This window comes from Streptosporangium amethystogenes (genome assembly GCF_000721075.1).
GTDB classification, from domain to species: domain Bacteria; phylum Actinomycetota; class Actinomycetes; order Streptosporangiales; family Streptosporangiaceae; genus Streptosporangium; species Streptosporangium amethystogenes.
In genome coordinates this window covers 232,337-257,909 of record NZ_JOEQ01000004.1, presented here as the reverse complement: position 1 = coordinate 257,909, position 25,573 = coordinate 232,337, and the positions used below count along the sequence as shown (strand labels likewise).

20 protein-coding genes are annotated in these 25,573 nt (G+C 71.2%); 14 read left to right on the top strand and 6 right to left on the bottom strand.

Annotated features, from left to right (window positions below):
* Positions 1 to 170: 170 nt before the first annotated feature.
* Positions 171 to 977, top strand: coding sequence for a polysaccharide deacetylase family protein (locus IG98_RS0105955; RefSeq protein WP_051751660.1), 807 nt, complete (start codon positions 171 to 173; stop codon positions 975 to 977).
* 60 nt (positions 978 to 1,037) lie between these two features.
* Here the strand turns inward: IG98_RS0105955 and IG98_RS44540 are convergent, their stop codons facing one another.
* Genes IG98_RS44540 through IG98_RS0105935 form a run of 4 tightly spaced genes read right to left on the bottom strand, consistent with a single transcriptional unit; the run spans position 1,038 to position 6,890 of the window.
* Positions 1,038 to 2,828: a glycosyltransferase family 2 protein gene (locus IG98_RS44540; RefSeq protein WP_051751657.1), complete on the bottom strand. Its 1,791-nt coding sequence runs from the start codon at positions 2,826 to 2,828 to the stop codon at positions 1,038 to 1,040.
* Complete coding sequence (locus tag IG98_RS0105945; RefSeq protein WP_051751655.1) at positions 2,825 to 4,747, bottom strand: glycosyltransferase; 1,923 nt, start codon at positions 4,745 to 4,747, stop codon at positions 2,825 to 2,827. The genes IG98_RS44540 and IG98_RS0105945 overlap by 4 nt, the downstream gene beginning before the upstream one ends.
* A complete protein-coding gene (locus tag IG98_RS0105940) occupies positions 4,747 to 6,420 on the bottom strand; it encodes a glycosyltransferase (protein ID WP_051751653.1) in 1,674 nt (557 codons plus the stop codon). The genes IG98_RS0105945 and IG98_RS0105940 overlap by 1 nt, the downstream gene beginning before the upstream one ends.
* Entirely contained in the window at positions 6,417 to 6,890 is a 474-nt protein-coding gene (locus tag IG98_RS0105935; RefSeq protein WP_030906667.1) for a hypothetical protein, read from the bottom strand. Before IG98_RS0105935 ends, IG98_RS0105940 begins: the two co-directional genes overlap by 4 nt.
* Before the next feature lie 213 nt (positions 6,891 to 7,103).
* On the opposite strand from IG98_RS0105935, the gene IG98_RS0105930 reads away from it, so the two are divergent.
* The gene (locus IG98_RS0105930) at positions 7,104 to 8,240 is read left to right on the top strand and encodes a glycosyltransferase family 2 protein (protein ID WP_030906664.1); all 1,137 of its coding nucleotides are present in this window, start codon (positions 7,104 to 7,106) and stop codon (positions 8,238 to 8,240) included.
* Positions 8,237 to 9,904, top strand: a complete 1,668-nt coding sequence (locus tag IG98_RS0105925; protein WP_030906660.1) for a glycosyltransferase family 2 protein — start codon at positions 8,237 to 8,239, stop codon at positions 9,902 to 9,904. The genes IG98_RS0105930 and IG98_RS0105925 overlap by 4 nt, the downstream gene beginning before the upstream one ends.
* 50 nt (positions 9,905 to 9,954) lie before the next feature.
* Here the strand turns inward: IG98_RS0105925 and IG98_RS0105920 are convergent, their stop codons facing one another.
* Positions 9,955 to 10,752 (bottom strand): SAM-dependent methyltransferase, encoded by a 798-nt coding sequence (locus IG98_RS0105920; RefSeq protein WP_030906656.1) that lies wholly within the window; start codon positions 10,750 to 10,752, stop codon positions 9,955 to 9,957.
* 94 nt (positions 10,753 to 10,846) lie between these two features.
* Here IG98_RS0105920 and IG98_RS0105915 point away from each other — a divergent pair, with 94 nt between their 5' ends.
* Positions 10,847 to 12,172 carry an MFS transporter gene (locus IG98_RS0105915; protein WP_051751650.1) on the top strand — a complete coding sequence of 442 codons (1,326 nt, stop codon included), beginning with the start codon at positions 10,847 to 10,849 and terminating at the stop codon, positions 12,170 to 12,172.
* 62 nt (positions 12,173 to 12,234) lie between these two features.
* Here IG98_RS0105915 and IG98_RS0105910 read toward each other — a convergent pair whose 3' ends face one another.
* Positions 12,235 to 13,791, bottom strand: coding sequence for a glycosyltransferase family 2 protein (locus IG98_RS0105910; RefSeq protein WP_030906650.1), 1,557 nt, complete (start codon positions 13,789 to 13,791; stop codon positions 12,235 to 12,237).
* 236 nt (positions 13,792 to 14,027) lie between these two features.
* Between IG98_RS0105910 and thrC the strand changes: the two genes are divergently transcribed.
* From thrC to IG98_RS0105855, 10 genes are all read left to right on the top strand, one after another.
* On the top strand, positions 14,028 to 15,086 hold the full coding sequence (gene thrC / locus IG98_RS0105905; protein WP_030906646.1) for a threonine synthase: 1,059 nt from the start codon (positions 14,028 to 14,030) through the stop codon (positions 15,084 to 15,086).
* 280 nt (positions 15,087 to 15,366) lie between these two features.
* Entirely contained in the window at positions 15,367 to 16,344 is a 978-nt protein-coding gene (gene thrB, locus IG98_RS0105900; protein WP_030906643.1) for a homoserine kinase, read from the top strand.
* A 466-nt stretch (positions 16,345 to 16,810) separates the two neighbouring features.
* Positions 16,811 to 18,919, top strand: a complete 2,109-nt coding sequence (gene rho / locus IG98_RS0105895) for a transcription termination factor Rho (protein WP_030906641.1) — start codon at positions 16,811 to 16,813, stop codon at positions 18,917 to 18,919.
* A gap of 130 nt (positions 18,920 to 19,049) precedes the next feature.
* On the top strand, positions 19,050 to 20,369 hold the full coding sequence (locus IG98_RS0105890) for a sensor histidine kinase (RefSeq protein WP_030906638.1): 1,320 nt from the start codon (positions 19,050 to 19,052) through the stop codon (positions 20,367 to 20,369).
* A gap of 11 nt (positions 20,370 to 20,380) precedes the next feature.
* On the top strand, positions 20,381 to 21,025 hold the full coding sequence (locus IG98_RS0105885) for a response regulator transcription factor (RefSeq protein WP_030906635.1): 645 nt from the start codon (positions 20,381 to 20,383) through the stop codon (positions 21,023 to 21,025).
* 195 nt (positions 21,026 to 21,220) lie between these two features.
* A complete protein-coding gene (rpmE, locus tag IG98_RS0105880; RefSeq protein WP_030906633.1) occupies positions 21,221 to 21,439 on the top strand; it encodes a 50S ribosomal protein L31 in 219 nt (72 codons plus the stop codon).
* Positions 21,440 to 21,549: 110 nt separating this feature from the next.
* Positions 21,550 to 22,602 carry a peptide chain release factor 1 gene (prfA, locus tag IG98_RS0105875; protein WP_030906630.1) on the top strand — a complete coding sequence of 351 codons (1,053 nt, stop codon included), beginning with the start codon at positions 21,550 to 21,552 and terminating at the stop codon, positions 22,600 to 22,602.
* A gap of 9 nt (positions 22,603 to 22,611) precedes the next feature.
* Entirely contained in the window at positions 22,612 to 23,466 is an 855-nt protein-coding gene (gene prmC, locus IG98_RS0105870; RefSeq protein WP_030906627.1) for a peptide chain release factor N(5)-glutamine methyltransferase, read from the top strand.
* A gap of 98 nt (positions 23,467 to 23,564) precedes the next feature.
* Positions 23,565 to 24,248, top strand: coding sequence for an L-threonylcarbamoyladenylate synthase (locus IG98_RS0105860; protein WP_030906624.1), 684 nt, complete (start codon positions 23,565 to 23,567; stop codon positions 24,246 to 24,248).
* Positions 24,245 to 25,465: a carboxylate--amine ligase gene (locus IG98_RS0105855; RefSeq protein WP_030906621.1), complete on the top strand. Its 1,221-nt coding sequence runs from the start codon at positions 24,245 to 24,247 to the stop codon at positions 25,463 to 25,465. The genes IG98_RS0105860 and IG98_RS0105855 overlap by 4 nt, the downstream gene beginning before the upstream one ends.
* The last annotated feature ends 108 nt before the right edge of the window (positions 25,466 to 25,573 follow it).

Genomic DNA, 25,573 nt, shown 5'->3' with positions numbered 1-25,573 from the left:
TCCTGGGGGTTTGCTGGTAGATCATTTAGTTGGCCCGGTGGGCTTATATAGTGATTTCCTGTGTACCTCGTTCGCTGAACGACTTCGCCGTCCTCCTCACGGTGATCGTCCGCGCCCGTACGACTCCCAGCCTCCTGGGGCGCCCACGCCTCCCGGAAGGAGAGTTCACCGTGAAGATCGTTCGCCGAGTGGTGGCGCCGGTGGTGGCGCTGGCCATCGCGATGGCGCTGGGACCGGTGGCTCACGCGAAGACCGCCAAACCCTCGAAGAAGGTGGAGACCGTCGTCGCGCTCACCTTCGACGACGGTGACTCCTCCCACCTGGCCGTGGCCCGCATGCTGGAGAAACGCGGTATGCGTGGAACGTTCTACGTCAACACCGACACCATCGGCGGCGAGCTCAAACTGACCCGTCGCAACCTCGCCGCGATAGCCGGGAAGGGCCACGAGATCGGCGGTCACACGCTGACCCACGTCCGCCTCACCGAGCTGACCCAGAGCGAGCAGGAGGGGCAGATCTGCGACGACCGCAGGAGGCTGGTGGCGTGGGGGTACCGGCCGGCCACCCTCGCCTACCCGTTCGGTGCGGTCGACTCCGACGCCAAGGCGGTGGCGAGGCGGTGCGGCTACGACGCGGCCCGTTCGGTCGGCGGGCTCAGGGAGTGGAAGTGCCCCGGCTGCCCGGCGAGCGAGACCACCCGCCCGAAAGACCGCTACGAGATCCGCACACCAGGCTCCGTCCGCGAGGGCACCCTGCTGCGACACATGAAACAGCAGGTGCTCAACGCGGAGAAGAGTGGTGGCGGCCTGGTCCCGCTGGTGTTCCACCGGGTCTGCGACCGCTGCGGACTCTACTCGGTGACTCCCGAGCGGCTGAACCCCTTCCTCGACTGGCTGGCGGCGCGCAAGTCCCGCGGCACCGTGGTGAAGACGCTGCAGAGTGCCGTCGGCGCCCGCTACCGCCCTGTGCCCGGCTGAGGAACGGCCCCGTCAGGCCCTTTCCGCGATACGGGGGCGGGAAGGTGTGGGGGAAGGCCCTCAGGAGCTCTCGGTGAGCCTGCGGAGGCCGCGGGCGGCACGGCCGAGCAGGGAGCGTTGCCGGGCCTGGCGCAGGGCGACGGCCTCCAGGCGGCGCTGTTCGGCCTTCTCCTTCCACCTGACGATGTCGCGGCGGCCCTTGGCGGCCACCGCGCGCAACTCCTTGAGCTCGGCCTTGAGCGCGGCGATCTGCTGCTGGGCCCGTTCGGCCTCCCGCGCCCGCGACTCGGCCGCCGCGCGCCAGCGCACGGCCTCCCGGTTACGGTTCGTGGCCCAGTAGGGGTAGGCGCGCGCCGCCGGCCGCAGCCGCCAGGACTCCGCGTCCAGCCAGGTCGCGCCGTGCAGTTCGGCGATCACGTCGTCGAGCGACTCGCCCGCGCGGGCCACCCGCCTCGCCCTCGCCACGGCGGAGGTCCGCTCCAGGCGGGCGGCCAGCACACCTGACTCGTCCTCGTCCAGTGCCACCAGCAGCAGGCCCTCGTCGTCCTGCTCCGCCCGCTCGACCAGCATGGCCAGCGACTCCGCCCCGGGCACCCACCCGGCGGGGCAGACGAGCCGGAACGGTGCGGGGGCCGAGGTCGGCGGGACCCGCTCGACGAAGGAGACGCGGCCGTCGTGGGCGTACTGGCCGCGCAGCAGCCGCAGGTCGAGCAGCGGGTCGTCCAGCGGCCCGCCCACCGCCTCATGGCGCTCGCCCGCGGGCGACGCCCACGGCCCGGCCAGGGTGACGCGCACGTCGGGCAGGCTGCTGGCCAGTGCCCCGTCGACGCTCGCTCTGACGTCCTCGAAGGAGGCGCCTCGGGCGTCCACCACGACGTCGACGTAGGGGACCAGCCACTGCCGGCCCGCGTCGGTGCGCAGGTGGCGCCGGTAGGGGACCCGGTCGGCGATGAACGGGTCGTTGTGCCGCCTGACGTCCGCGGGCCTGCGCATGGCGGTCGTCGTGCCCAGGTGCCAGCTCAGCGCCTCGGCGTCGGGGACGAACACCGCGCCCGTCTGGGTGAGCCGGTAGCCCAGCTCGGTGTCCTCGCCGAGCCGCAGGGAGGTGTCCAGCCCTCCCGCCTCCTTCAGCAGGGCGGCCGGCAGCGAGACCGTCGCGCCCACGTGGACGCGGTGCAGCAGCGAGTTGGGCGCGTCGCGAAAGCCGCGGTGCGCGGCGACGAGGTCGGCGATCCAGTCGTGCCCGTGCTCGGGATCCTCGGTGAAGAGGGAGTCCGCCCTGTCCTTGGCGACGGCGATCTGGACCTCGGCGGGGGCGGGCGAGGTGCCCGTCATGGCGGTGAAGCGCAGCGTCCCCAGCACCACCAGGTAGCCGGCCAGGTGGTGCCAGCGCATGTGCGCCTCGACGTGCTCCCGGTAGGAGACGATGTCGGCGTCCATCCGGTGGATCACCTCGCCGTCCGCGACGGCGGTGCCGGTCTCCAGGGCCCAGGCGATGCCCCGGCGGCCGGGGGCGCCGGGAATGATCCGGGTGTGTTCGGGGGCGATCTCGGGGAGCCGGAGCGGGGGCGCGCTGCCGTCGTCCACGACGATCACCTCAAGGAGGTGCGCGGGATAGGTCTGCGCGGCGAGCGCGGCCAGGGTGAGGTCGAGTCTGTCCTGCCCTCCCCTGGCGGGGATCACCACGCTCACCGGCAGGCGCGGCTCCCACGCGCCGAGGGCGGGCGCCGGCAGCACCCCGTAGTCGTTGCCGGGAATCCGCGGCGCGGCGGCCTGGACCGGAATCGGCGGTGCGTACGGCGCGTCCATGGGCTCCTCGGCCGGGACCCGCGGCGTGCGCGGTGCGTTCACGGTGCCTCCTGGGGGAGCTCCATGAGCGCGCTGGGCCGGAAGCCGCGCCACTGGCGCTTGTTCCGTCGCAGGAACGTGCCGATCGGCTCGCGCCAGGTGTGGTTGGCGACGTTGCCACGCCGCAGGATGTAGCCCAGGCCCTGGGTGCGGTAGATCTGCCCGCCCGCGGCCTGTACGGCGTGCTGGAACTGGGCGTCGATCGTGCCGGGCAGGGGACGGAAGCCGCCCACGGCCTCGAAGGCGGAGCGTTCGGCGAAGATGGTCCCTCCGGCGATGAAGTTGGTGATCTGCTCGGTGACCTGCTCGCGGTGGACGGTCACCCCGATCGAGGCGAGGTAGACGAACTCCGGGACCATGCCCACCACCTGGGCTCCCGAGTAGGAGTGGGCCAGCAGCAGGTCGGAGACGAAGTCGGGCCCGTACCAGTCGTCGTCGTCCATCTTCAGCAGGAACGATCCCGACGCCCTGGCCGCGGCCTCGTTCAGCACGGCCCCGAACACGCTCTCCTCGTTCGCCTCGAACACGGTGACCGGCCGCTCGAAGGAGGCCAGCGCCCCGGCCACGCCAGGATGCGTCGCCGGGATGCCGTGCAGGGCGAGGATCACCTCGAACTCGGCGCCGCGCTGCCTGGCCAGCTGCTCCAACGCGAAGCCCACCATCTCCGGGCGGCGGGTGGCGAGCAGCACCGAGACCGGCGGCGAGGGCCTCGCGGGGGCGCCGAGCTGTTCCCAGCGGGCGCGGACGCCGTGGCCGCGCAGCGCCTCGCGGCGCAGCCGGATGCTGTGCTCCTCGCGCTCCAGGTCGTCCTTGAGCGCGGGCTCGTCGACCGAGGTGATCAGTCTGGCCAGCTCCGGGCCGAGGGCGCCCGCCCAGCGCGGCACGGCCTCGGAGACCAGCGGCACCCCGGCCGCCGCCAGCCCGGTGACGACGCGGAGCGCGGCCACCGGGCCGCTGTGGCCGCGCCGCCAGTCCACCCGTACCCCTCTGACCTGCCTGATCCGATTGACGTCCACGTCCGTGACGGCGCCGGAGGCCGCGAAGGCGGTGAGGGTCCGGCCACCGCAGGTGATCGCCCAGCGGCCGGATTCCACGGACAGCTCGGCGATGCCGAGGGACGGTACGGTGACGAAGCCCATGGGGTTGACCGAGCGGTCGTCGATCGGTGGGACGGTCCGGGGTTCTGACAGGTCGCCGAGACCGGTTTGGAGGATCCTGCCGCCGCCGGGGCGGCCGAGCCGCTCCCAGCTCATCAGCTCGGCGACCGGGCGGTCCGCCGGGTTCTCGTCGCCGGACCAGGGCGGCGGCTCCTCGTCGACCGCGCGCACGACCAGGTCGGCGCCGCGGGCGCCGAACCTGTCGGGGACCGGCCCTTCCGGCGAGGACGGGGCCGCGTTCGGGTCACCGGGACGCCAGTGGGCCGCCCCGGGGCCGGCCAGACCGGCGACGGGCGCGGCGACGGCGTCCATCCGGTGTCCCGCGAACGCCCTGGCGGTCGCGGCGAGCGTCCGCCCGGCGGGGGCCGGTTTGGAGAACCGCGCCTCGATCACCCAGGCGGGCGCCGCCGGCTGGTGGACCCGGAGCTCGACGAGCGACCGCCAGCGGTGGGCGGGAGTGGGCGAGGGCACCGGCGCGGTGTACCAGTGCGGCGTCTCCTCCACGGCGACGACCACCCGGGGGGCCATGGCCAGCAGTGACTGCAGGCTCGCGGCCCTGCGGAGGTCCGTCGGGGTGCGGGCGAGCACCAGGATCTCTGCGGCGCCCTCCTCCGCGCGCGGGATGCCGTCGAGGTCGCCGTCGAGGTCCATCGCCCCATACGACTCCAGCTCGCCGAGTGTCTCGAAGCCCGCGCAGTAGACGAGGACGCGCCGCTTGCCGTTCCGTTCCCCGGCGGTGCGGACGAGATCGATCAGCAGTGACATCAGCCGCTCTTCCCCCGGCGCGGAGCGGTCTGCCGCCTGGTCGTCGGGATGATCCTCCCCAGGGGGCCGCGCCGCCGCTCGTCCCGCTGGTGCCCGGCCTCCGTCCGCAGGCGCTCGGTCTCGGCGCGCAGGCTCTCCACCTCGCCCCGCAGCCGTTCCGCCTCGCGCTTCCACCGGGTGCTCTCGGCCCGCCACTTCGCGGGGTCCCCGGCGACGGGCTCCGCCTCCCCGGCGGTCGTCACGCCGAACTCGGCGGCACTCACCCACAGGGAACCGAAAAGCTCGTGGACGGCGCCGTCGATGTCACCGTCTGGAGTGTCTCCGGCCACCAGCGCCGCCCTGGCGAAGGCGGCGGTGCGCTCCAACCTGGCCGCTCTGACCCCAGTGGCCCCCTCGTCGAGGACCGCGCTCAGCAGCCCGTACCCCTCGCTCTCGGCGAGTTTCACCAGCTCGGCCAGGCTGTCGGCGCCGAGTGCCCACCCGGCGGGGAAGGTGAGGCGAAACGGCGTGGGTGCCGAGCCGGCGGGCGCCTCCTCGGCGAAGGAGACCCGTGGCTCATGGGCGTACAGGTTGTGCACCAGACGCAGATCGAGCAGCGGCTCGTCGAGGGAGGGGCGGCGTCCGGCGGGGAGCCGGGCCCAGGGCCCGACCACGGTGACGGCGACGTCGACGAGGGTGCCCGCGAGCGCGCTGTCCACGCTCGCCCGCACGTCCTCGTAGCGGGCGCCGCCGACGTCGACGACGACGTGCACGTACGGCACCAGCCAGGTCCTGCGCGGGTGGGTGCGCAGCCAGCGCAGATCGGGGATGAGGTCGGGCAGCACCGACCAGTTGTGCCGGTGCACCTCCTTCTCCCTGAGCATGACCGTGGACGGGCCGAGGTGCCAGCCGCGGGCCTGCGGATCGGGGATGAAGACCGCGCCCGCCTGTGCGAGGCGGAAGCCGAGATCGGTGTCCTCACCCATGTTCAACGCGGTGTTCACGCCGCCGGCCGAGCGGAGCAGTGCCACCGGGACCGATGTGCTGGCCCCCGAGTGGAGCCGGTGGGCCCCGGTGCCCGCGTCCCGCAGCCACCGGGTCTCCTTGAGCACGCCCGCCCGCCACTCGTGTGGCGCGGACCCGTCGAACAGTCTCTCCGCGTCCCCGGCCTCCACGGCGGAGAGGACCTCCCCGGCACGGGGCCAGGTCCCGTCGGAGGTGAAGCGGACGTCGCCCATCACGACGGCGTAGGGGAGGAGGTGGTGCCAGCGCATGTGCGCCTCGACGTGCTCCCGGTCGAGGATCATGTCGGAGTCGACCCAGTGCAGGATGTCGCCGACCGCCGCCTCGGCGCCGGTCTGGCGGGCCCAGCCCCGTCCCCAGTGGCCTTCCGGTACCCGGACAAGGCGGGTGCCCGCCGGAGTGATCTCGGGGACGCGCAGCGGCGGCTCGCTGCCGTCGTCGACCACGACCACCCCCATCAGATGCGCGGGGTAGGTCTGCGCGGCGAGGGAGGCGAGCGTGCGGTCCAGGGCGTCCTGGCAGTCGTGCGCCGGGATCACCACGCTCACCCTGAGCCGGGGCTCCCACCGGCCCAGGTCGGGTGGGAGCAGCGGCCCGTAGTCGTTCTGCCTGACCCCGGCGCGCGGGACGCCGCTCCGGCCGGCCAGGTCGCCGTGCCCGGCCCCGCTCACGCCTCTCCCTCCGAGGCGGCCTGTTCGGTCCGCGCCTCCACGGCGGCCAGTCGCGGCAGCAGGTTGTTGACCACCTCCGCCATCTCCTGGCGCTGCGGTATGGAGACCAGCCGATCCTCGCCCAGCGAGACCAGGATCGTCTGCAGGTCCTCGTCCCGCTTCCGTTCGTGCTCCCTGAGCAGTTCGACGATCTCGTCCAGCCGCCGGTCCAGCCGCTCGGTGGCGGCCTTGACCGTGGTCAGCTCCGCTTCGTAGCGCTTGATGCGGGTGTCGATCCGCAGGGCCTTGCCGTCGACCCTGCGCACTGTCGCGATCGCCAGCATCTGGACGGCGAACACCGTCGCGATCGCACCGAGCACGACGGCCGCCGTGACCGAGATGACATCGGTACCCGCGAGCAGTGCCAGCGCGATCAGTACCACCGGACCGATGGTCGCCGCCAGAAGCGTCAGTTTTCGGGGCGTGGGCATCCGCGCTTACCTTCCATGCCGCTCTGTCATTACCTGTGCATTGACGGGGAGATAAATGAGGCTATCCGCTCTTCATGTGCAAATATGGCTGGAAATGGGAAATTCCAAGGTTCCTGTGACCTGTGTGACAGCTGTGAGTGATTGAGGGTGATTGCACGGGTCAAGTGTGAGGTGTGGTGAGAAGGGATCTCCCTACCTCGCTATCCTTCGGTCGTGCCCGCGCAGTCGATCTCCTTGCCCCCGTCCCTTCTCGCCACACCGGCGGGCTTCCTGCGGCCGGCGGACGGGGAGACGGCCGAGCTGTCCTGGACCGGCGAGGGCTGGCTGGCGGCCGGTTCACCGCTCGGCGACCGGCCGGACGCCGAGGAGGTGGCCCGCCTGCGCCCGCTGCGGGGACTGGTCGTCCGCTGGCCCGCCTCCGAGGTTCCGGTCGGCGCGGTCACCGGCCTGGCCGCGGCCGGGGTGCCGCTGCACGCCGCCGTCTCGCCTGACTGGGTGGATCCCGAGTTGGCCCGCCTGCTCGCGGCCTGGGCGCCCGAGGAGGACGACGGCTCAGGTCTCCGGTCGGTGACCGCTCTGCGCAGGGAGGAGCACAGTGTGCGACTACGCCGCCACGGGCTCCGCGACCGGATGGGGACAGATCACGCGAAGACGCCGCCCACGGTCAGCGTCGTGATGTCCAGCATGCGGCCGCACCTGCTGGGCGCCGCGCTCGGCCAGATCGCCGGGCAGCGCCGGGTACGGGTCGAGGTCCTGCTCGGCCTGCACGGCGTGCCCGCCGCGCACGAGGAGGTCAGGCGGGCACTGCGCGGGTGCGCCCTGCCCGTCACGGTGTTCGAGGCCGCAGGGGAGACCCCCTTCGGGGAGGTGCTCAACCTGGCCGCCTCCAGGGCGGAGGGCGACTATCTGGCCAAGTGGGACGACGATGACTGGTACGGCCCCGAGCATCTGGCCGATCTGCTGCTCGCCCGCGCCTACTCCGGGGCGGACATCGTCGGCACCGCGGCCGAGTTCTTCCACCTGGAGCCGCTGAACGCCACGGTCCGCCGTACCGACTACGCCAGCGAGGTCTGGTCCGAGCACGTCGCCGGGGGCACGATCCTGCTCCCCGCCGACGCCTTCAGGGACGCGGGCGGCTTCCCTCCGCTGCCCCGGGGCGTCGACGCCGGGCTGCTGAAGGCCGCGCGCGCCGCGGGGGCGCGCATCTACCGCACCCACGGCCTGGGCTATGTGCTGCGGCGTTCGGTCGGTGCCGAGCACACCTGGCGGCTCTCCCTGGCTCACTTCCTGCGCGTCGCGTCGAACCAGTGGCGCGGTTTCCGCCCGAGTCTGATCCTGGAAGCGCGATGACAGCACGGATAGCCGGTAACGACTACCGGAGCCTCACGCCGCCCCCCCTGGGGGCCTGGACACCCTCGCTCCGGGTAAGCGTCGTCATTCCCGCCTACGGTGATCAGGAGAAACTCGACCTGGCACTCGCCGGGCTGGCCGTGCAGACCTACCCGGCCGCGCTGACCGAGGTCATCGTGGTCGACAACGGCAGCAGCCCGCCGCTACGCCTGCCCGAACTCCGCCCGGAGGGCACCGGCCTGATCGTCTGCCCGACCCCCGGCCGGGCCCACGCCCGCAACGCCGGTCTGTCGGCCGCCACCGGTGACGTGATCCACTGGCTCGACTCCGACGTGGTTCTCGACCGCAGGTCGGTCGAGGCGCACATGCGCTGGCACCATGCCGCCCCGTACCTGGCGGTCACCGGTTACCTGCGCTTCACTCCGGCCAGGCTGCCCGCTCCCGAGGCGGTGGCCGCCGCCGACGACCTGGCCGAGCTCTTCGAGCCCGCCGAGCCGCATGCCTGGCTGGTCGACCTCGTCGAGCGCACCGACGGTCTCACCGCCAACCCGCACCGCGCGTTCAGCCTGCACGTCGGCGGCGCGACCTCGGTCAACGCCGCGTTGCTCGCCGCCGCCGGGCCGATGGACACCGACCTGATCCTCGGCCAGGACACCGAGATGGGCTACCGGCTCGCCCAGGCTGGTGCCGTCTTCGTCCCCGAGCCACTGTCGCGCGCCTTCCACCTGGGCCCGACCATGCGGATGCGCGACAAGGCGCCGATCGACCGGATCAGCCACGCCTTCGTGGCCGACCGGATCCCCTCCTACCGCTGGCTCCGCTCCCATCCGGGCAGGCAGTGGAAGGTGCCGTACCTGGAGGTGGTCGTCGAGCCCGGGGAGGGGACGGGATACTCCTACGACGAGGTCCGCGCCACGGTCGACGCCGTCCTCGCGGGTACCCTGCCCGACGTCGCGGTCACCCTCGCCGGTCCGTGGGATGGCATCGGCACGGAGGGGCGCGCCCCCCTGAAGGATCCGGACCTGGACCTGGTGCTGATCCGCGGTCACTACGCCCACGAGCCCAGGGTCCGCTTCGTCGAGGAGGCCCCCGTCACCTCCGCCCCCTACCGGCTCAGGTTGCCCGCCGGGTGGGTGCCCGGTGACGACACCCTGGCCCGCCTGCTCGACCTGGCCGGGGACGACGGCTACGGCCTGGTCGCGGTGCTGCTGGCCGAGGGGGGACAGGACGGCGAGGGCGGAGCGGGCGCGGAGCGGATGATCGTCGCGGCGCGGCTGGAGCGCGCCGCCGCGTTCGCGCGCGCCGTGATCGTGCTGGAGGAGGGAGAGGACCTCGACGACGCCGTGGCGGACACCTTCGGCGTGGTCTGGGTGGACGGCGAGACCTACGGGTTCGCGTCCGAGGCCCGCCCCATCGTCGGCCGCCGGGGTGCCCACCGGGCCAGGATCGAGGCGGAGGCCCAGGTGGCCCGTCTCACCAGGGAGAACGAGCGGCTCCGCGGTCAGGTGACCAAATGGCGTGACGAGGCGGGCCGCTGGCGAAAGAGCGCGGTCGAGCTGCGGCGCGAGGTCGGCACCCTGCGCAAGGAACTGGCCGCCGCCAGGAAGATCGTCCAGTACGGGCTGCTCTCCTCGGTCAAACGGGCCATCACCCGCCGCCGCTGACCTTCCCGCGCCGGTCCCTCTCGCGCGGACGCCTGTCCGCGCGGCACCGGTCAGCGTTCGTTCCCGACGGCGCCGACGCCGCCCAGGAAGTAGGAGCCGATGTCCCGGTACGGCACGGCGGTGCCGGGGTCCGGGCGCCACTCGGGCAGGTTGACGATGCCGGGCTCGACCATGTCGAAACCCTCGAACAGGCGGATGATCTCTTGGCCGGTACGGGCGACGAAGGGTGAGGAGGCCCCGTCGTAGACCTGGGTGACCCCCTCCACCGCCTCCGGGCGGGCGTCGATCGCGACGTGGGACAGGACGAGGTGGCTACCGGGGGCCATGGCTCGGCGCAGGGTGGCGACGATGCCGAGGGGATCCTCCCGGTCGGGAACGAAATGCATGATCGCCAGCAGGAGTATTCCCACCGGCTGGTCGAAGTCGATGGCCGCGCGCACGCCCGGATGTTCCAGAATCTCCTCCGGCCGGCGTACGTCGCCCTCGACTATGGTCACATTCTCGTTCTTGCCGAGGATCGCCCGGCCGTGAACCAGGACCGTCGGATCGTTGTCGACATAGACGACCCGTGCGCCGGGCGCGACCTGGTGCACATTGTTCTGGGTGGGCAGGCCGGCACCGATGTCGAGAAACTGGCGGATGCCCGCTTCGGCGAGGAAGCCGACGGTCCTGCCGAGAAACGCGCGGTTGGAGCGGGCGCTGTGCCGGATCTCGGGGATGACCTCCAGAACCTTCTCCGCGGCCTCCCTGTCTGCGGGGAAGTGGTCTTTACCTCCTAAATAGTAATCGTACATACGTGCGACATTAGGAATATGGGTTTGAACACCCTTGGGTATCTGGTCGGTCACACGCCGCTCCCTTGTAGGAATATTTCTTGAATTGTGTTGATCATAGTTATTTAGGCCATTGGAGAAGCTTTACCGGAAATGACAGGATCGCGCCATGGCCGTCACCCCCCCGCGTCACGTTCTCGGTCTCCAGCTCGCCGACGGCATCGGCCGCGGCAACATGTGGGCCTGCCTGTCCATGGCGTTCGCCTCGACCATGATCATCTCTTTCCTGCCCGCCGCACAGCCCTACATCCTGGGCGCCGTCATCGGAGTGGGCAAGGCGGACCAGGGCAAGGTCGTCGGTCTCCTGGGCGTGGCCGCCGAGATCGCGATGATCGCCAGCCTGGTCTGGTACGGAGCGCTGGCCGACCGGCACGGTCGCCGGCCCATCGTGGTGGCCGGGTTCGCGCTGTGTGCGCTGGGCACCGCGCTTTTCCCCTTCGCCGCGAACGTGACGGTCCTGGTGGTGCTGCGGGTGATCTTCGCCCTCGGCGTGGCCGCCCTCAACGCGATGCTGTCCACGGTGGCGATCGACTACGTCCGCAACGGCTCCAGAGGCAAGTCGTACGGCCTGATCGGCCTGTTCAGCGGGCTGGGCGCGATGCTCGCGGTGCTCGGCCTGATCCGTCTGCCCGAGATCCTGGAGAACGGGGGGATGGCCCCGGTCGGAGCCGCCCGAGTCTCCTTTCTGATCATCGCCGCGGCTGTTCTCGCGGTCGCCGCGCTGATGTGGTTCACCCTGTCAAAGGAGGGGATCCCCGGTGGCCCCGGGCGCCTCCCGCTGCCCCGTCTGGTCAGGGAAGGCGTCACGCTCGCCCGCGACCCCGGCGTGGCGCTGTCGTACGCGGCGGCGTTCGTCGCCCGCGCCGACCTCGCGGTGGTCGCCGGCTTCCTGTCCCTATGGGTCGTCGACCACGCCACGAGCGAGCGCGGCATGTCCGGGGCGGAGGCCCTAGCCAGGGCCGGAGCCGTGGTCGGCGTCGCACAGACCGTGGCCGTGCTCGCCGCCCCGCTGTTCGGCTGGCTGGGCGACCGCATGCGGCGCCAGGACGTGGTCATCCTGGCCCAGGCCGTCGCGGCGCTGTCCTACCTGTCGACATTGCTGATCAGCGACCCGCTCGGCTCCGGGATGATGCTGGTGGCCGTGCTCATCGGGCTGGGGGAGATCGCCGGGATAACCACCGCGGGACCGCTCCTGGCCCAGCAGGCACCCGCCGGGGTGCGCGGCTCCGCCTACGGGGTGCAGACCCTCTGCGGCGCCCTGGGCATCCTCACCGTCTCCGCCCTGGGCGGCCTCCTCTACGACGCCTGGCGCCCGGCCGCGCCGTTCGTGGTGTCGGGCACGCTCGGCCTGCTCGTCGTCGCCTTCGGGCTGGTCGTACGGCGCCGGGTCACGCCCCTGCCGGAAAGCCGCCAGAGCGTGGGCGCCCCTGCCTGACCCGCCCGGACCGGCTCCTGGCCGGCTCCTGGCCGGTCGTTGACCGGCGGCGACGGTACGGCTCAGTTCCTGAGGGAGGTGCGGAGCCTGCCGAGGAGCGTGGTCCACCCGTCCCGGGCCTGGTGCCGCCGGACCTGGCCGGCGCCCTGTCTCACCGCCTGCGGCGCGCTCTTCCGCTCGGGGGCCGGAGCCTGGGGCCGGGGCGAGGCCGGAGCGGGGGGCGCCGTCTCTGCGGGCCAGAACTCCGGCCGCGCCCCTCGCCGCACACCGTGAGTGGCCCCGACCGAGGCGGCGACGGCGGCGACGTCGTCCGCGCCGAGCAGTCTCGCCCGGCCCAGCGCCTCGGTCCGCTCCAGCGTCGCCTCGCCGTCAGCGCCGAGATCGACGACGAGCATGCCGGAACGATCGTCCTGCATCGCGGCGATCATCCGCTCCAGCGAGTCGCGCCCCAGCGGGACCGAGGCCGGACCGGTGTAGCGGAACGGGATCGGGGCGGGGGTTCCGGAGACCTCGTCGGCGAACCGCACCCGCTCGTCGTGGGCGAAGTGCTCACACAGCAGCCGCAGGTCGAACAGGGGATCGTCCAGCATCGGCCGGCGCTCCGCGGACAGCTTCGACCAGGGGGCGACCAGGGTGACGACCACGTCGCCGAGCGACCCGTCGAGCGCCGCGCCCACCGCCTCGCGCACCTGTTCCTCCGGCCCTTCGGCACCGAGCACCACCTCCACGTACGGGACCAGCCAGTGGCGGCCGCGGTCCTTGCGCAGGTCGCGGCGGAGCGGCACCCGGTGGGCCAGGTAGGGGGCGACGACCTGTACCGCCCGCTGCCGGTTGCGGCGCTGGGCGGGGAGTCCCAGGTGCACGGCCTGGGCCTTCATGTCGGGGATGAAGACCACGCCGTGCGCGGCCAGCCGGTAGGCGAACTCGGTGTCCTCGCCCCGCAACACCTCCGCGTCCACCCCGCCCACGGCACGGAAGATCTCGCGCCGCATGGACACCGTCGGCCCCGTGCACACGTGGTAGGGGTTGCGGCTGGCCCGCAGGCCGTTGGTCCGGGAGATCGTCTGCTCGGTGGAACTGGGCAGGGCGTCCGACAGGTCGAAGACGGACTCCAGCCGGCCCGCACGCACACCGTCGTGCACCTGGGCCGCCGTCAGCGACGGCTCCTCGACGAACTTCTTCGCGCCGATCGTGACCAGATAACCGGCCAGATGGTGCCATCGGGCCAGCGCCTCGATGTGCTCGCGGCAGACGACCATGTCGGCGTCGAGGCGCTGGATGATCCGCCCGTCGGCGAGGGCGGCGCCGGTGTTCACCGCGTGGGCGATGCCCCAGCCCGAGGGGTCGGTGGGCACGAGCCTGGTGCCCGGCGGGACGATCTCCGGCAGACGCAGCGGAGGTTCGCTGCCGTCGTCGACCACGATCACCTCCATGAGGTGATCCGGGTAGGTCTGCGCCGCCAGGGAGGCGAGGGTCAGATCGAGCCTGTGCTGTCCGCCACGAGCCGGGATGATCACACTGACCGAGAGTTCCGGATCCCACGCGCCGAGCGCGGGCGGGTCTAGAGGGGAGTAGTCGTTGTGCCGGATCGGTGGCAGGTCCGCCGCGCCGCCCGTCATGATGTGGCACCCCTTGTCTGGTTCGTAGCCCGTCAAGTGTTCGACCCGTCATTTGTCAAGGCCTGTCAAGCTCCGCAGACCCTACCGGCCCATTCTTAGGGTTTCCTGTAGGCAGGACGCCCCAGGTGTCCATTCGGTGGACAGCGCATCCCAAGGCTGAACAGGTTGCCCGTAGACTCTTTTCCAACACCGCAGGTAGCACGCGCACGGATTGGCCGCGCGCGGGAGGAGCAATCATGACCAGGGCGTGGCGTGGCCTCATCGAGGAGTACCGTGACCGACTTCCGGTGACCACGGCGACGCCCGTCGTCACGCTCCTGGAGGGCGGCACCCCGCTCGTCCCGGCGAACCGGGTGTCGGCGCTGACCGGCTGCGAGGTCTACCTGAAGGTCGAGGGCCTCAACCCGACGGGAAGTTTCAAGGACCGTGGCATGACCATGGCCATCAGCAAGGCCGTCGAGGACGGGGCGAAGGCGGTCATCTGCGCCTCCACCGGCAACACCAGCGCCTCCGCCGCCGCCTACGCGGTCCGCGCGGGCCTGACCTGCGCCGTGCTGGTGCCCCGGGGCAAGATCGCGATGGGCAAGCTGGCCCAGGCGCTGGTCCACGGGGCCCGGCTGCTCCAGGTCGAGGGCTCCTTCGACGACTGCCTGGAGATGACCAGGAAGCTCTCCGAGAGCTACCCGATCGCGCTGGTCAACTCGGTGAACCCGTTCCGGCTCCAGGGCCAGAAGACCGCCGCCTTCGAGATCGTCGACACACTCGGGGACGCTCCCGACATCCACTGCATCCCGGTCGGCAACGCGGGTAACATCTCGGCGTACTGGATGGGGTACACCGAGTACGCGGGTGACGGCATCGCGACGAGGACGCCCCGCATGTTCGGCTTCCAGGCCAGCGGCTCCGCGCCGATCGTCAACGGTGCGCCGGTGACCCACCCGCACACGATCGCCACCGCGATCCGGATCGGCAACCCCGCCTCGTGGGGGCTCGCCGAGGCGGCCCGTGACGAGTCCGGCGGCGTCATCCAGGCCGTCACCGACCGCCAGATCGCCGCCGCCTACAAGCTGCTCGCCCAGGAGGAGGGCGTCTTCGTCGAGCTCGCCTCTGCCGCCAGCGTGGCGGGCCTCCTCCAGGCCCACAGCCAGGGCCTGGTCGAGCCGGGGCAGCGCGTCGTGTGCACGGTGACCGGAAACGGCCTCAAGGACCCCGACTGGGCCATCTCGGGCGCTCCCACCCCGGTGACGATCCCGATCGACGCGCACGCCGCGGCCGTCGCCCTCGAACTCGCCTAGACCCGGTGCCGCGGAGCCTGCCGTGACGAGGGCCGGTCAGCTGGTCAGGCGGTGCCCCGCGGGACGGTGGAGGGAGCCGTGGCGTTCCGCGGCGACCGGCGACAACGCGGCGAGGCGCCGCCCGGCCACGACGGGCGGAAGATCCGAGGGGCGGGGCCCAGTGAACCCGGCACGCCGTGACCGCCCCGGCATCACATTTGGAAATCCCGCAGAACCGGGCAGATAGGAGAAGCCACTTGTCCGCCATGGCCATGCCATCGAGCCGTGCCCCGGGAGATCTATGATCAGCGGCAAGGTGACCGTCCAGGTCCCCGCGACCTCGGCGAATCTCGGCCCGGGGTTCGACACGCTGGGTCTGGCACTCGACCTCCACGACGAGGTCGAGGTCGAGCTGTTCGAGCCCCCGGAGGGCTCCGGCTCCCGGAGCGTGGTCATCGAGGTCGAGGGAGAGGGCGCCGGTGAGCTTGACGGGGGCGAGGGGCACCTCGTCGTCACCACGATGCGCGCGACCTTCGATCGGATGGGGCTCGGGCAGCCACCTGGGATCCGGTTGCGCTGCCTCAATCGCATCCCGCACGCCCGAGGTCTCGGATCGTCCTCCGCCGCGATCTGCGCCGGGATCATCGCCGCCCGCGCGCTGGCCGGCCCCCCGTACCAGGACGGCTCCGCCCTCGCTCACCAGCCGAGGGCGCGGCCCGAACTCACCGACGACGAGGTCTTCGCGCTGGCCACCGAGATCGAGGGCCATCCCGACAACGTGGCGCCGTGCCTGGCGGGCGGGCTCACCGTCGCGTGGACGGATGGAACGGGGGCGCCGCACCTGGTCCGGCTGCTCCCGCACTCCGAGGTCAGGCCCGTGGTCCTCATCCCCGGGTACCGGCTGTCCACCGAGGTCGCCCGCGGGCTGCTGCCCAAGGAGGTCCCGCACGCCGACGCCGCCGCGAACGCGGGGCGGGCCGCGCTGCTGGTCGCGGCGTTGACGGCCAGGCCGGAACCGGAACTTCTGCTGGCCGCCACCGAGGACCGCCTCCATCAGGACTACCGTGCGCCCGCGATGCCGCTCACCGCCGATCTGGTGCGGCGGCTGCGCGGGGCGGGCGTCGCCGCGGTCGTTTCGGGAGCGGGGCCCACGGTTCTTGCGTTTTCGACCGTGAATACGCAGGATTTGATCGCAGCGGAAGTGGGTAATGACTGGCACATCCGGCCACTGGATGTCGAAACCCGGGGTGCCCGTGTTGTTTCTCTTGAGACACGCTGACATCTCTCGACCTTCAGGGAATAGCTGTGTGCGCTGGTGATGTTAGGCTGATAGCCGCACCAGGTGCCCCGCGTTGGGTGCGTGCTTGTCAGCCACACATCGCTGCATCATGTCTCACTCCGTGAGGCGTGATCGCCGCAGTGGCCTCCCCGAATCCGTCGCCTCCGAATGCTCCACATTCGGCTGGGGCAACGAAGAGGCGGCGTTTTAGGGGACATGCGCGTTCGATCTACCTCGACATCTGGTTGCCGGTAGCAATCCGGGGGGGTGTCCTCCAAGTCCCACCGTCGGCGATTCTCGATGGTGACGGCCTGGATCAGCCCTTCTCCGACAGTGGCGGCGGCTCTCCATGGGCCGTCGAGGATCGCAACGTGCAACCCGACCCGGTCTGTCCCACCGGGTCGATCGCACCACCGGGACGATTGGCTGATCATGGCCACGCCCGACCCCTGGGAAGGACCCATTAGTGAGCGACACCACCGAACTCCTCTCCGACGTCACCGGCACGGCGCCGACGTCCGGCGACACCCCCACCCGCCCCGCGGCCAAGCCGCGCCGTCGCTCCGGCACCGGCCTGTCCGCCATGGTGCTGCCCGAACTGCAGGCCATGGCCTCCGGTCTCGGCATCAGCGGGACAGGGCGGATGCGCAAGAGCCAGCTCATCGCGGCCATCCAGGAGAAGCAGGGCGTCTCCGCCGAGAGTGCCCAGGCTCCCGTTACCGCCAAGGAGACTCCGGCCGTAGCCGTCCCTGCAGCCGCGGCCGAGCCGGTCGTCGAGCGCCCGGCGCGCGCCCGCAGGGAACGTTCCCGGCCCGTCGTGGCCGCCGAGCCCGTCGTGGAGCAGGCACCGCCCGCTCCCGAGCCCGTGGCCGCCGTCGTCGCTCCCGAGCCTGTCGTGGAGCAGCAGACCATCGACGCCGTCCCGGCCGAGGGCCGCGGCGAGCGTGGCGAGAGCCGCCGTGAGCGCGGTGAGCGTCGCGGCCGTGGCGAGCGCGGTGACCGCGGCGAGCGCGGCGACCGTGGCGATCGTGGCGAGCGCGGTGACCGTGGCGAGCGCGGCGATCGTGGCGAGCGCGGTGAGCGCATCAACGACCGCCGTGAGCGTGGCGACAACCGTGGCGAACAGCGCGGAGAGCAGCGCGGAGACCAGCGCACCGACTCCCGCGCCGCCGACGCCGGCCAGAACCGTGGCGAGCGGGTCAGCGACCGTGGCGAGCGGGTCAGCGACCGCGGTGAGCGGGTCAGCGACCGCGGTGAGCGCGGCGATCGCGGCGACCGTGGCGACCGTGGCCCGCAGAACCGGGGGCCGCAGGACCGCAGCGACCAGCACGGCGTGGGCGACGACGACGACCGTCGCGGCCGTCGCGGCCGGTTCCGCGAGCGCAACCGCCGTGGCCGCGACCGCTTCGACAGCAACGAGCCCGTGGTGGGCGACGACGACGTGCTGATTCCGATCGCCGGAATCCTCGACATCCTCGACAACTACGCGTTCGTCAGGACCAGCGGTTACCTGCCGGGTTCCAACGACGTCTACGTCTCGCTGGCCCAGATCCGCCGCAACGGCCTGCGCAAGGGCGACGTCGTCACCGGCGCCGTCCGCCAGCCCCGCGACGGCGAGCGCCGCGAGAAGTTCAACGCGCTCGTCCGCCTGGACACGGTCAACGGCATGGACCCGGAGCAGGCGCGGCAGCGCCCCGATTTCAATAAGCTCGTCCCGCTCTACCCGCAGGAGCGCCTGCGCCTGGAGACCGAGCCGAACATCCTGACCACCCGGATCATCGACATGGTGGCGCCGATCGGCAAGGGCCAGCGCGGTCTCATCGTCTCCCCGCCCAAGGCGGGCAAGACGATGGTGCTTCAGGCGATCGCCAACGCGATCACCCACAACAACCCCGAGTGCCACCTGATGGTCGTCCTGGTGGACGAGCGTCCGGAAGAGGTCACCGACATGCAGCGGTCGGTGAAGGGCGAGGTCATCCACTCGACCTTCGACCGCCCGGCCGAGGACCACACCACGGTCGCGGAGCTGGCCATCGAGCGCGCCAAGCGCCTGGTGGAGCTGGGCCACGACGTGGTCGTGCTGCTCGACTCGATCACCCGTCTGGGCCGCGCCTACAACCTGGCGGCCCCGGCCTCCGGCCGCATCCTGTCCGGTGGTGTCGACTCCACCGCGCTCTACCCGCCGAAGCGTTTCTTCGGTGCCGCCCGCAACATCGAGAACGGCGGCTCGCTGACGATCCTCGCCACCGCGCTGGTCGAGACCGGCTCCAAGATGGACGAGGTCATCTTCGAGGAGTTCAAGGGCACGGGCAACCTGGAGCTCAAGCTCAACCGGCAGCTCGCCGACAAGCGGATCTTCCCCGCGGTGGACGTCGACGCGTCCGGTACCCGCAAGGAGGAGATCCTCATGGGCAAGGACGAGCTCCAGATCATCTGGAAGCTCCGCCGCGTGCTGCACGCCCTTGACATGCAGCAGGCTCTTGAGCTTCTCCTGGAGAAGATGAGGGAGACCAAGTCCAACGCGGAGTTCCTGCTCCAGGTGCAGAAGACGACCGTCAGCTCCGAGCGCGACTGACCGCTCACCGCACGTTGAACGCCTCGGCCCCTCGGGCCGGGGCGTTCGGCGTTTCCAAAGCGCTTGTCTGACCCAGGTCTTCGGGATATCCCTACTTCAGGACGCATTTTCGCGGATGACAGGGGGGCGCGTGACTACCGAGACAGTGGTGAGCACGCCCGCGGTCAGGACGCCGCTCCGGCGTCGCGTGCCCTTCGGGCCGAACGGCCCCCTCGGCATGTTCGTCGACCCGATGACCTGGCGGGCCGTTCCCTACCTGCTGGTGAGCCTGTTCCACGGCCTCGCCTGGTTCGCGTTCCTCGCCTCGGTGATCCCGCTCTCCCTGGCGCTGGTGATCGTGTGGATCGGGCTGCCGCTCCTCGCCCTGACCATGCTGGCCTGGCGGGGGGTGGCGATGCTGGAGCGCCGGTTCCTCCGGCTGGCCTTCGGCGTCGACATTCCCACCCCCTACCGGCCATCGGAGGGCGACAACCTGTTCCTGCGCTGGAAGGACATGTTCGTCGACCCCGCCACCTGGAAGGACCTGCTCTACCTGCTGTTGCTGCTGCCGATCGGGATCGCGGAGTTCACGGTCTCGGCGGTCCTGTGGACGCTCGGGCTCGGCCTGACCGTGGCGCCACTGCCCCTGCTGCTGGTGGGGGAGCCGATGACGCCCATCGGCGAGCTGCCGATCGACAGCGGGCCGAAGGCGCTGCTGTGCACGCTGATCGGGATGGGGTTCCTGCTCGCGGCCCTGTACGCGACCCGGGGGATGGCCTGGCTGCACGGCCTGCTCGGCACCGCCCTGCTGGGCGCGGGGGAGAAGAGACTGCTGGCGGCCCGGGCCGCGCACCTGCGGGCCAGCCGGGCCCGCGGGGTGGACGCGGCCGAGGCCGAGCGGCGCCGGATCGAGCGCGACCTGCACGACGGCGCACAGCAGCGGCTGCTGTCGGTGGCCATGGACCTGGGCCGGGCGCAGGCCAAGCTGGACTCCGATCCCGAGGCGGCCCGGGAGCTCCTCGACCAGGCGCATCGGGGCACCAAGGCCGCCATCGCCGAGCTGCGTGACCTCGCCAGGGGCATCCATCCGGCGATCCTCACCGACAGGGGGCTGAACGCCGCCCTGTCGTCGCTCGCCGCGCGCGCGCCCGTGCGGGTGGACCTGGCGGTGGAGGTCTCGCACCGGCCCCCGCCGGCGGTGGAGAGCATCGCGTACTTCGTCGTGGCCGAGTGCCTGACCAACCTGGCCAAGCACTCCGAGGCCACCGAGGCGTCCATCCGGGTCAGTCGGCGGGAGCAGCGGGTGATCGTCGAGGTCTACGACAACGGGGTCGGCGCCGCGGTGCCGCGGCCCGGAGGCGGTCTCGCCGGGCTGGCCGACCGGGCGGCGACCATCGACGGCACCCTGAGCGTCGACAGCCCGCTCGGCGGCCCCACGATGATCAGAGCCGAACTGCCCTGCGAATGGTGAGGCCTGAACGCATGCGGGTGGTGATCGCCGAAGACTCGGTGCTGTTGCGCGAGGGGCTGGCCAGGCTGCTGGCCGACGGGGGCATCGAGACCGTCGGGGTCGTGGGCGACGGCCCGGGGCTGGTGGCCGCGGTGGTCGAGCACGATCCGGACCTGGCGATCGTCGACGTCAGGATGCCGCCGACGCACACCGACGAGGGACTGCGCGCGGCCCTGGAGGCCAGGAGCCGGCGGCCGAGGCTGCCGATCCTCGTGCTGTCGCAGTACGTCGAGGAGCAGTACGCCACGGAGCTGATCGGCGGTGGCGCCGCGGCGGTCGGCTACCTGCTCAAGGAGCGGATAGCGGACGTGGCCGAGTTCCTCGACGCGGTGCGCCGGGTGGCCGGCGGGGGAACGGTCATCGATCCGGAGGTGATCGGGCAGCTGCTGGGCCGCCAGCGCAGGGGAGATCCCCTGGAGTCGCTGACCGCGAGGGAACGCGAGGTTCTGGCCCTGATGGCGGAGGGCCGTTCCAACGCCGCGGTCGCCGGGCGCATGCTCGTCACCGAGGGCGCCGTGGAGAAACACATCTCCGGTATCTTCGGCAAGCTCGGCCTGGAGCCCGCCACCGACGACCACCGCCGGGTTCTCGCCGTGCTCGCGTATCTGGGCAGGTGAACGCCTGCGGCCCCGGTCTGTCCAGGGCGGGGAATGTCTTGTGGCCTGGGATGGTTGCAGGATCTGGCACACTGGTAGCCGAACCGCAGCGGTTCCGGTTCCCGCCCGCGCGCACCTCGGTGTGCCAGCGCGCAAGCCTCATCGGCGAGAGACAGTGGCGACCCGGCGACCGCGTTTTGGAGAGGAAAAGACGACATGAAGCCCGACATCCACCCGGAGTACATCGCCACTCAGGTGACGTGCACCTGTGGTAACTCCTTCACCACCCGCAGCACCGCCAAGAACGGCGTGATCCACGCCGACGTGTGCTCCGCCTGCCACCCCTTCTACACGGGCAAGCAGAAGATCCTGGACACCGGCGGCCGGGTGGCGCGCTTCGAGAAGCGCTTCGGCAAGAAGTCCACGGGCCAGTAGCCCCCATCCCGACGCCGGCTCGGAACAACCCTCCCGCGACGGGGGGGTGCCCGGGTCGGCGTTCGTGGTGATGAGGCAGGCTTAGAAGGGCTTTCAAGGAAGGACGCACGGTGAACCTCGACGAGCTGCTCAGTGAGTACGCCGAGCTGGAACTCAAGCTCGCCGACCCCTCCGTGCACGCCGACCAGAAGCAGGCGCGCACCTTCGGCAGGCGCTACGCCGAGCTGACCCCGATCATCAACACCTACCGTGAGCTCCAGGGCGTCCAGGCGGACCTCGGGACGGCGAGGGAGCTGGCGTCGGAGGACGAGGCGTTCGCGGAGGAGGCCAAGGAGCTCGAAGCGCGGGTTCCCGAGCTGGAGGACAAGCTCAGGCACCTGCTGGTCCCGCGTGATCCCAACGATGACAAGGACATCATCATGGAGATCAAGGCGGGCGAGGGCGGCGAGGAGTCCGCGCTGTTCGCCGGGGACCTCCTGCGGATGTATCTGCGGTACGCCGAGCGGATCGGCTGGAAGACCGAACTCATCGACGCCACCCACTCCGACCTCGGCGGTTACAAGGACGTCACGATCGCCCTGAAGGCCAGGGGCGACGAGGGCGTCTGGTCGAGGCTCAAGTTCGAGGGCGGTGTGCACCGCGTCCAGCGGGTGCCGGTCACCGAGTCCCAGGGACGCATCCACACCAGCGCCGCCGGGGTGCTCGTCTACCCGGAGGCCGAGGACGTCGACGTCCAGATCGACCCGAACGACCTCCGCATCGACGTCTACCGCTCCAGCGGTCCCGGTGGCCAGAGTGTCAACACCACCGACTCGGCCGTGCGGATCACGCATCTCCCGACCGGGGTGGTCGCCTCCTGCCAGAACGAGAAGAGCCAGCTCCAGAACAAGGAGTCGGCCATGCGCATTCTGCGGGCCCGCCTGCAGGCGATCGCCGAGGAGGAGGCCAACGCCGCCGCCATGGCCGAGCGCAAGTCCCAGATCCGCACCGTCGACCGCTCCGAGCGCATCCGCACCTACAACTTTCCCGAGAACCGCATCTCCGATCACCGCGTCGGTTTCAAGGCGTACAACCTCGACCAGGTGCTCGACGGGGATCTCACGGCCGTCATCCAGTCCCTGCTCAACGCTGAGATGGCGGAGAAGCTCGCCAACCATTCATAGAACGCGCCCATGACCTTTCTGCTGGACGAGATCGCCCTCGCCACCGCCCGGCTCGCCGAGGCAGGTGTGCCGTCGCCGCGCACCGACGCCGAGGAGATCGCCGCATGTGTGCACGGCGTACGGCGCAGTGAGCTGCACACCGTGAAGGACTCCGACTTCGACGCCCTGTTCTGGGAGGGCGTCGCCCGCAGGGAGTCCCGCGAGCCGCTTCAGCACATCACCGGGCGGGCCTACTTCCGCTACCTGTCCCTGGAGGTCGGGCCAGGGGTGTTCGTGCCGCGCCCGGAGACCGAGATCGTGGTGGGCTGGGCGATCGACAGGCTGCGGGAGATGGACGTCGCCTCGCCCGTGGTCGTGGATCTCGGCACCGGGTCCGGTGCCATCGCGCTGTCCATCGCCCAGGAGGTCGCACTGGCCACCGTGCACGCGGTCGAGGTCGATCCGGACGCCTACGGCTGGGCCAAGCGCAACATCATCGAGCACGGTCAGGGCCGCGTCCACCTGCACCCGGAGGATCTGGCCGACGCCCTCTCCGAACTGGACGGCCAGGTCGACCTGGTGGTCTCCAACCCGCCCTACATCCCGCCCGGCGCGATCCCCCGTGACCCCGAGGTCCGCGACTACGACCCGCACCGCGCGCTGTACGGGTCGGGCAGCGACGGCCTCGACGAGGTCAGGGCCGTCGAAAGGACCGCCAGGCGCCTGCTGCGCCCCGGTGGTTTCGTCGCCGTGGAACACGCCGACCAGCAGGGCACCCCGGTCTATCTGATCTTCTCTGAGGAGAACGGCTGGCGCGATGTCCGCAGCCGCCAGGACCTGACGCGCAGGGACCGCTTCGTCACCGCCCGCTTCGGCCAGGAATAGGATGCACGCCGTGAGCGAGGGGATCCTGGCCGTCGGTGACGCGCCGGTGGGTGAGAAGGGACGCGAATGCACGTGGCAAGCGATCCTGAGGAGGCACAGTGAGCCGACGTTTTGACTGCATCGATGCCGAGCAGCGCGCCACGGGCCTGATAGAGGCCGCGTCCGCCCTGCGGCAGGGGGAACTCGTGGTGCTGCCGACCGACACCGTCTACGGTATCGGCGCCGACGCCTTCACACCCGCCGCGGTCACCGCGCTGCTGGACGCCAAGGGCCGCGGCCGTGACATGCCGGTGCCCGTACTGGTCGGGACCGTCCGGGCGGCCAACGCCCTGGTGGAGAACCTTGGTCCGTACGGCCAGGATCTCGTCGACGCCTTCTGGCCGGGGCCGCTCACGCTGATCTGCCGCGCGAACCGGTCGCTCTCGTGGGACCTGGGGGACGCCAAGGGCACCGTCGCCATCCGGATGCCGCTGCACGCGGTCGCCCTCGACCTGCTCAAGGAGACCGGTCCGCTGGCCGTCTCCAGCGCCAACCGCTCCGGCGCCCCGGCCGCGACCAGCGCCGCCGACGCGGAGAAGCAGCTCGGCGACTCGGTGTCGGTCTATCTCGACGCGGGGCCGTGTGAGAGCGACATCCCTTCGACGATCCTGGACCTGACCACAGCGGTGCCCAGGTTGCTGCGGCGCGGGGCGATCACGGTGGAGAAACTGCGCGGTGTGATCGGCTACGTCGCCACCGACGCCGGTCCCGAGCCTGACGGTGGCACAGAGTCCGGTGGGTGAACGTGGACCCGAGTGTTCCCGTCCTGCTCGTCAAGATCGGGCACTATCCGCTTCACCACGGTGCGGTCGGTGTCGTGCGGACGCTGGGACGGCTCGGGGTCGCTGTTCACGTCATCGCCGAGGGGCGCCTGACCGCGGCGGCGCTCTCCCGCTACCGAGCCGGCCAGATCGTCTGGCCGACCACCGGGGCCGAACCCGCCGAGCACCTTGTGCGGGGGCTGCGGGAGATCGCCGCGTCGCTGCCGGGCAGGGCGGTGGCCGTGGCGACGGACGACGAGGCGGCGATCCTGCTCGCCGAGCACGCTGAGGTCCTGTCCGAGCACCTTCTGCTACCGCCGGTCCCGCCTGACCTGCCGCGCCTGCTGGCCAGCAAGCACGACATGTTCCGGCTGTGCCGGCGCCACGGCATACCGGTTCCGGAGTCACGGCTGATCACCTCGCTCGACCAGATCGACGAGATCGCCGGGGAGCTCACCTTTCCCGTCGTGCTCAAGAACTCCGAACCGTGGCTCCGGCTGGCCGCGCCGGCGGTCAGCCGTTCCACGGTGGTGGAGACGCCGGGGGAGCTGCGCGAGCTGGCCGCGACGTGGCCGGCCGCGCCGTACACGCTCGTCCAGGAGTACCTGCCGCGCTCGGAGTCGACGGACTGGATCGCCCACGTCTGCTGTGACGCGCAGGGGAACGCGGTGGTCACCTTCACCGGGGTGAAGGTACGGTCGTGGCCGCCGCACGTGGGGGTGACGACGTACGCCTACTCGGTGGCGAACCCGGAGCTGGTGAGCCTGACCACCAGGCTCTGCAAGGAGACCGGCTACGCGGGCGTCGCCGATCTCGACTGGCGGCTCGACCACCGTGACGGAAAGTACAAGCTTCTTGATTTCAACCCTCGGGTGGGAGCGCAGTTCCGGCTTTTCGAAACCGACGCGGGGATCGACGTGATCCGGGCCCATTACCTGACGCTGACCGGCCAGGCGGTCCCGCCGGGAGTACAGGTGGAAGGGCGCAGGATCATCGTCGAGAACCTGGACGTTCCTGCCCGGGTCGCCTATCGACACGCTGTACGCGCCTACCAGATCCCCGAGGGGGGCGGTAGGGAGTTCGCCTGGCTCGCCGCCGACGATCCCCTCCCCGGGCTGGCCACGGCCGTCCGCAGCGCCCGTCCGATCGCGCGGCGGGTGATCGCGCGGCTCTCCGGCCGGAAACCGTCATCCATGTGAAGAAAATAATCACCTGTTCCTGATGGGAATTCTGGTCCGTATGTGACCCTGACGGCCCTGTCATCCGTCATCTACCGGGTGTTCGGCGCGGTGAGAGGACGACAGCGG

Coding starts and splice junctions, on each gene's coding strand:
- thrB (WP_030906643.1), top strand. CDS start 15,367: ATGATCAGCGGCAAGGTGACCGTCCAGGTCCCCGCGACCTCGGCGAAT.
- rpmE (WP_030906633.1), top strand. CDS start 21,221: ATGAAGCCCGACATCCACCCGGAGTACATCGCCACTCAGGTGACGTGC.
- thrC (WP_030906646.1), top strand. CDS start 14,028: ATGACCAGGGCGTGGCGTGGCCTCATCGAGGAGTACCGTGACCGACTT.
- IG98_RS0105885 (WP_030906635.1), top strand. CDS start 20,381: ATGCGGGTGGTGATCGCCGAAGACTCGGTGCTGTTGCGCGAGGGGCTG.
- prmC (WP_030906627.1), top strand. CDS start 22,612: ATGACCTTTCTGCTGGACGAGATCGCCCTCGCCACCGCCCGGCTCGCC.
- IG98_RS0105915 (WP_051751650.1), top strand. CDS start 10,847: ATGGCCGTCACCCCCCCGCGTCACGTTCTCGGTCTCCAGCTCGCCGAC.
- IG98_RS0105925 (WP_030906660.1), top strand. CDS start 8,237: ATGACAGCACGGATAGCCGGTAACGACTACCGGAGCCTCACGCCGCCC.
- IG98_RS0105910 (WP_030906650.1), bottom strand. CDS start 13,791: ATGACGGGCGGCGCGGCGGACCTGCCACCGATCCGGCACAACGACTAC.
- IG98_RS0105945 (WP_051751655.1), bottom strand. CDS start 4,747: ATGTCACTGCTGATCGATCTCGTCCGCACCGCCGGGGAACGGAACGGC.
- IG98_RS0105935 (WP_030906667.1), bottom strand. CDS start 6,890: ATGCCCACGCCCCGAAAACTGACGCTTCTGGCGGCGACCATCGGTCCG.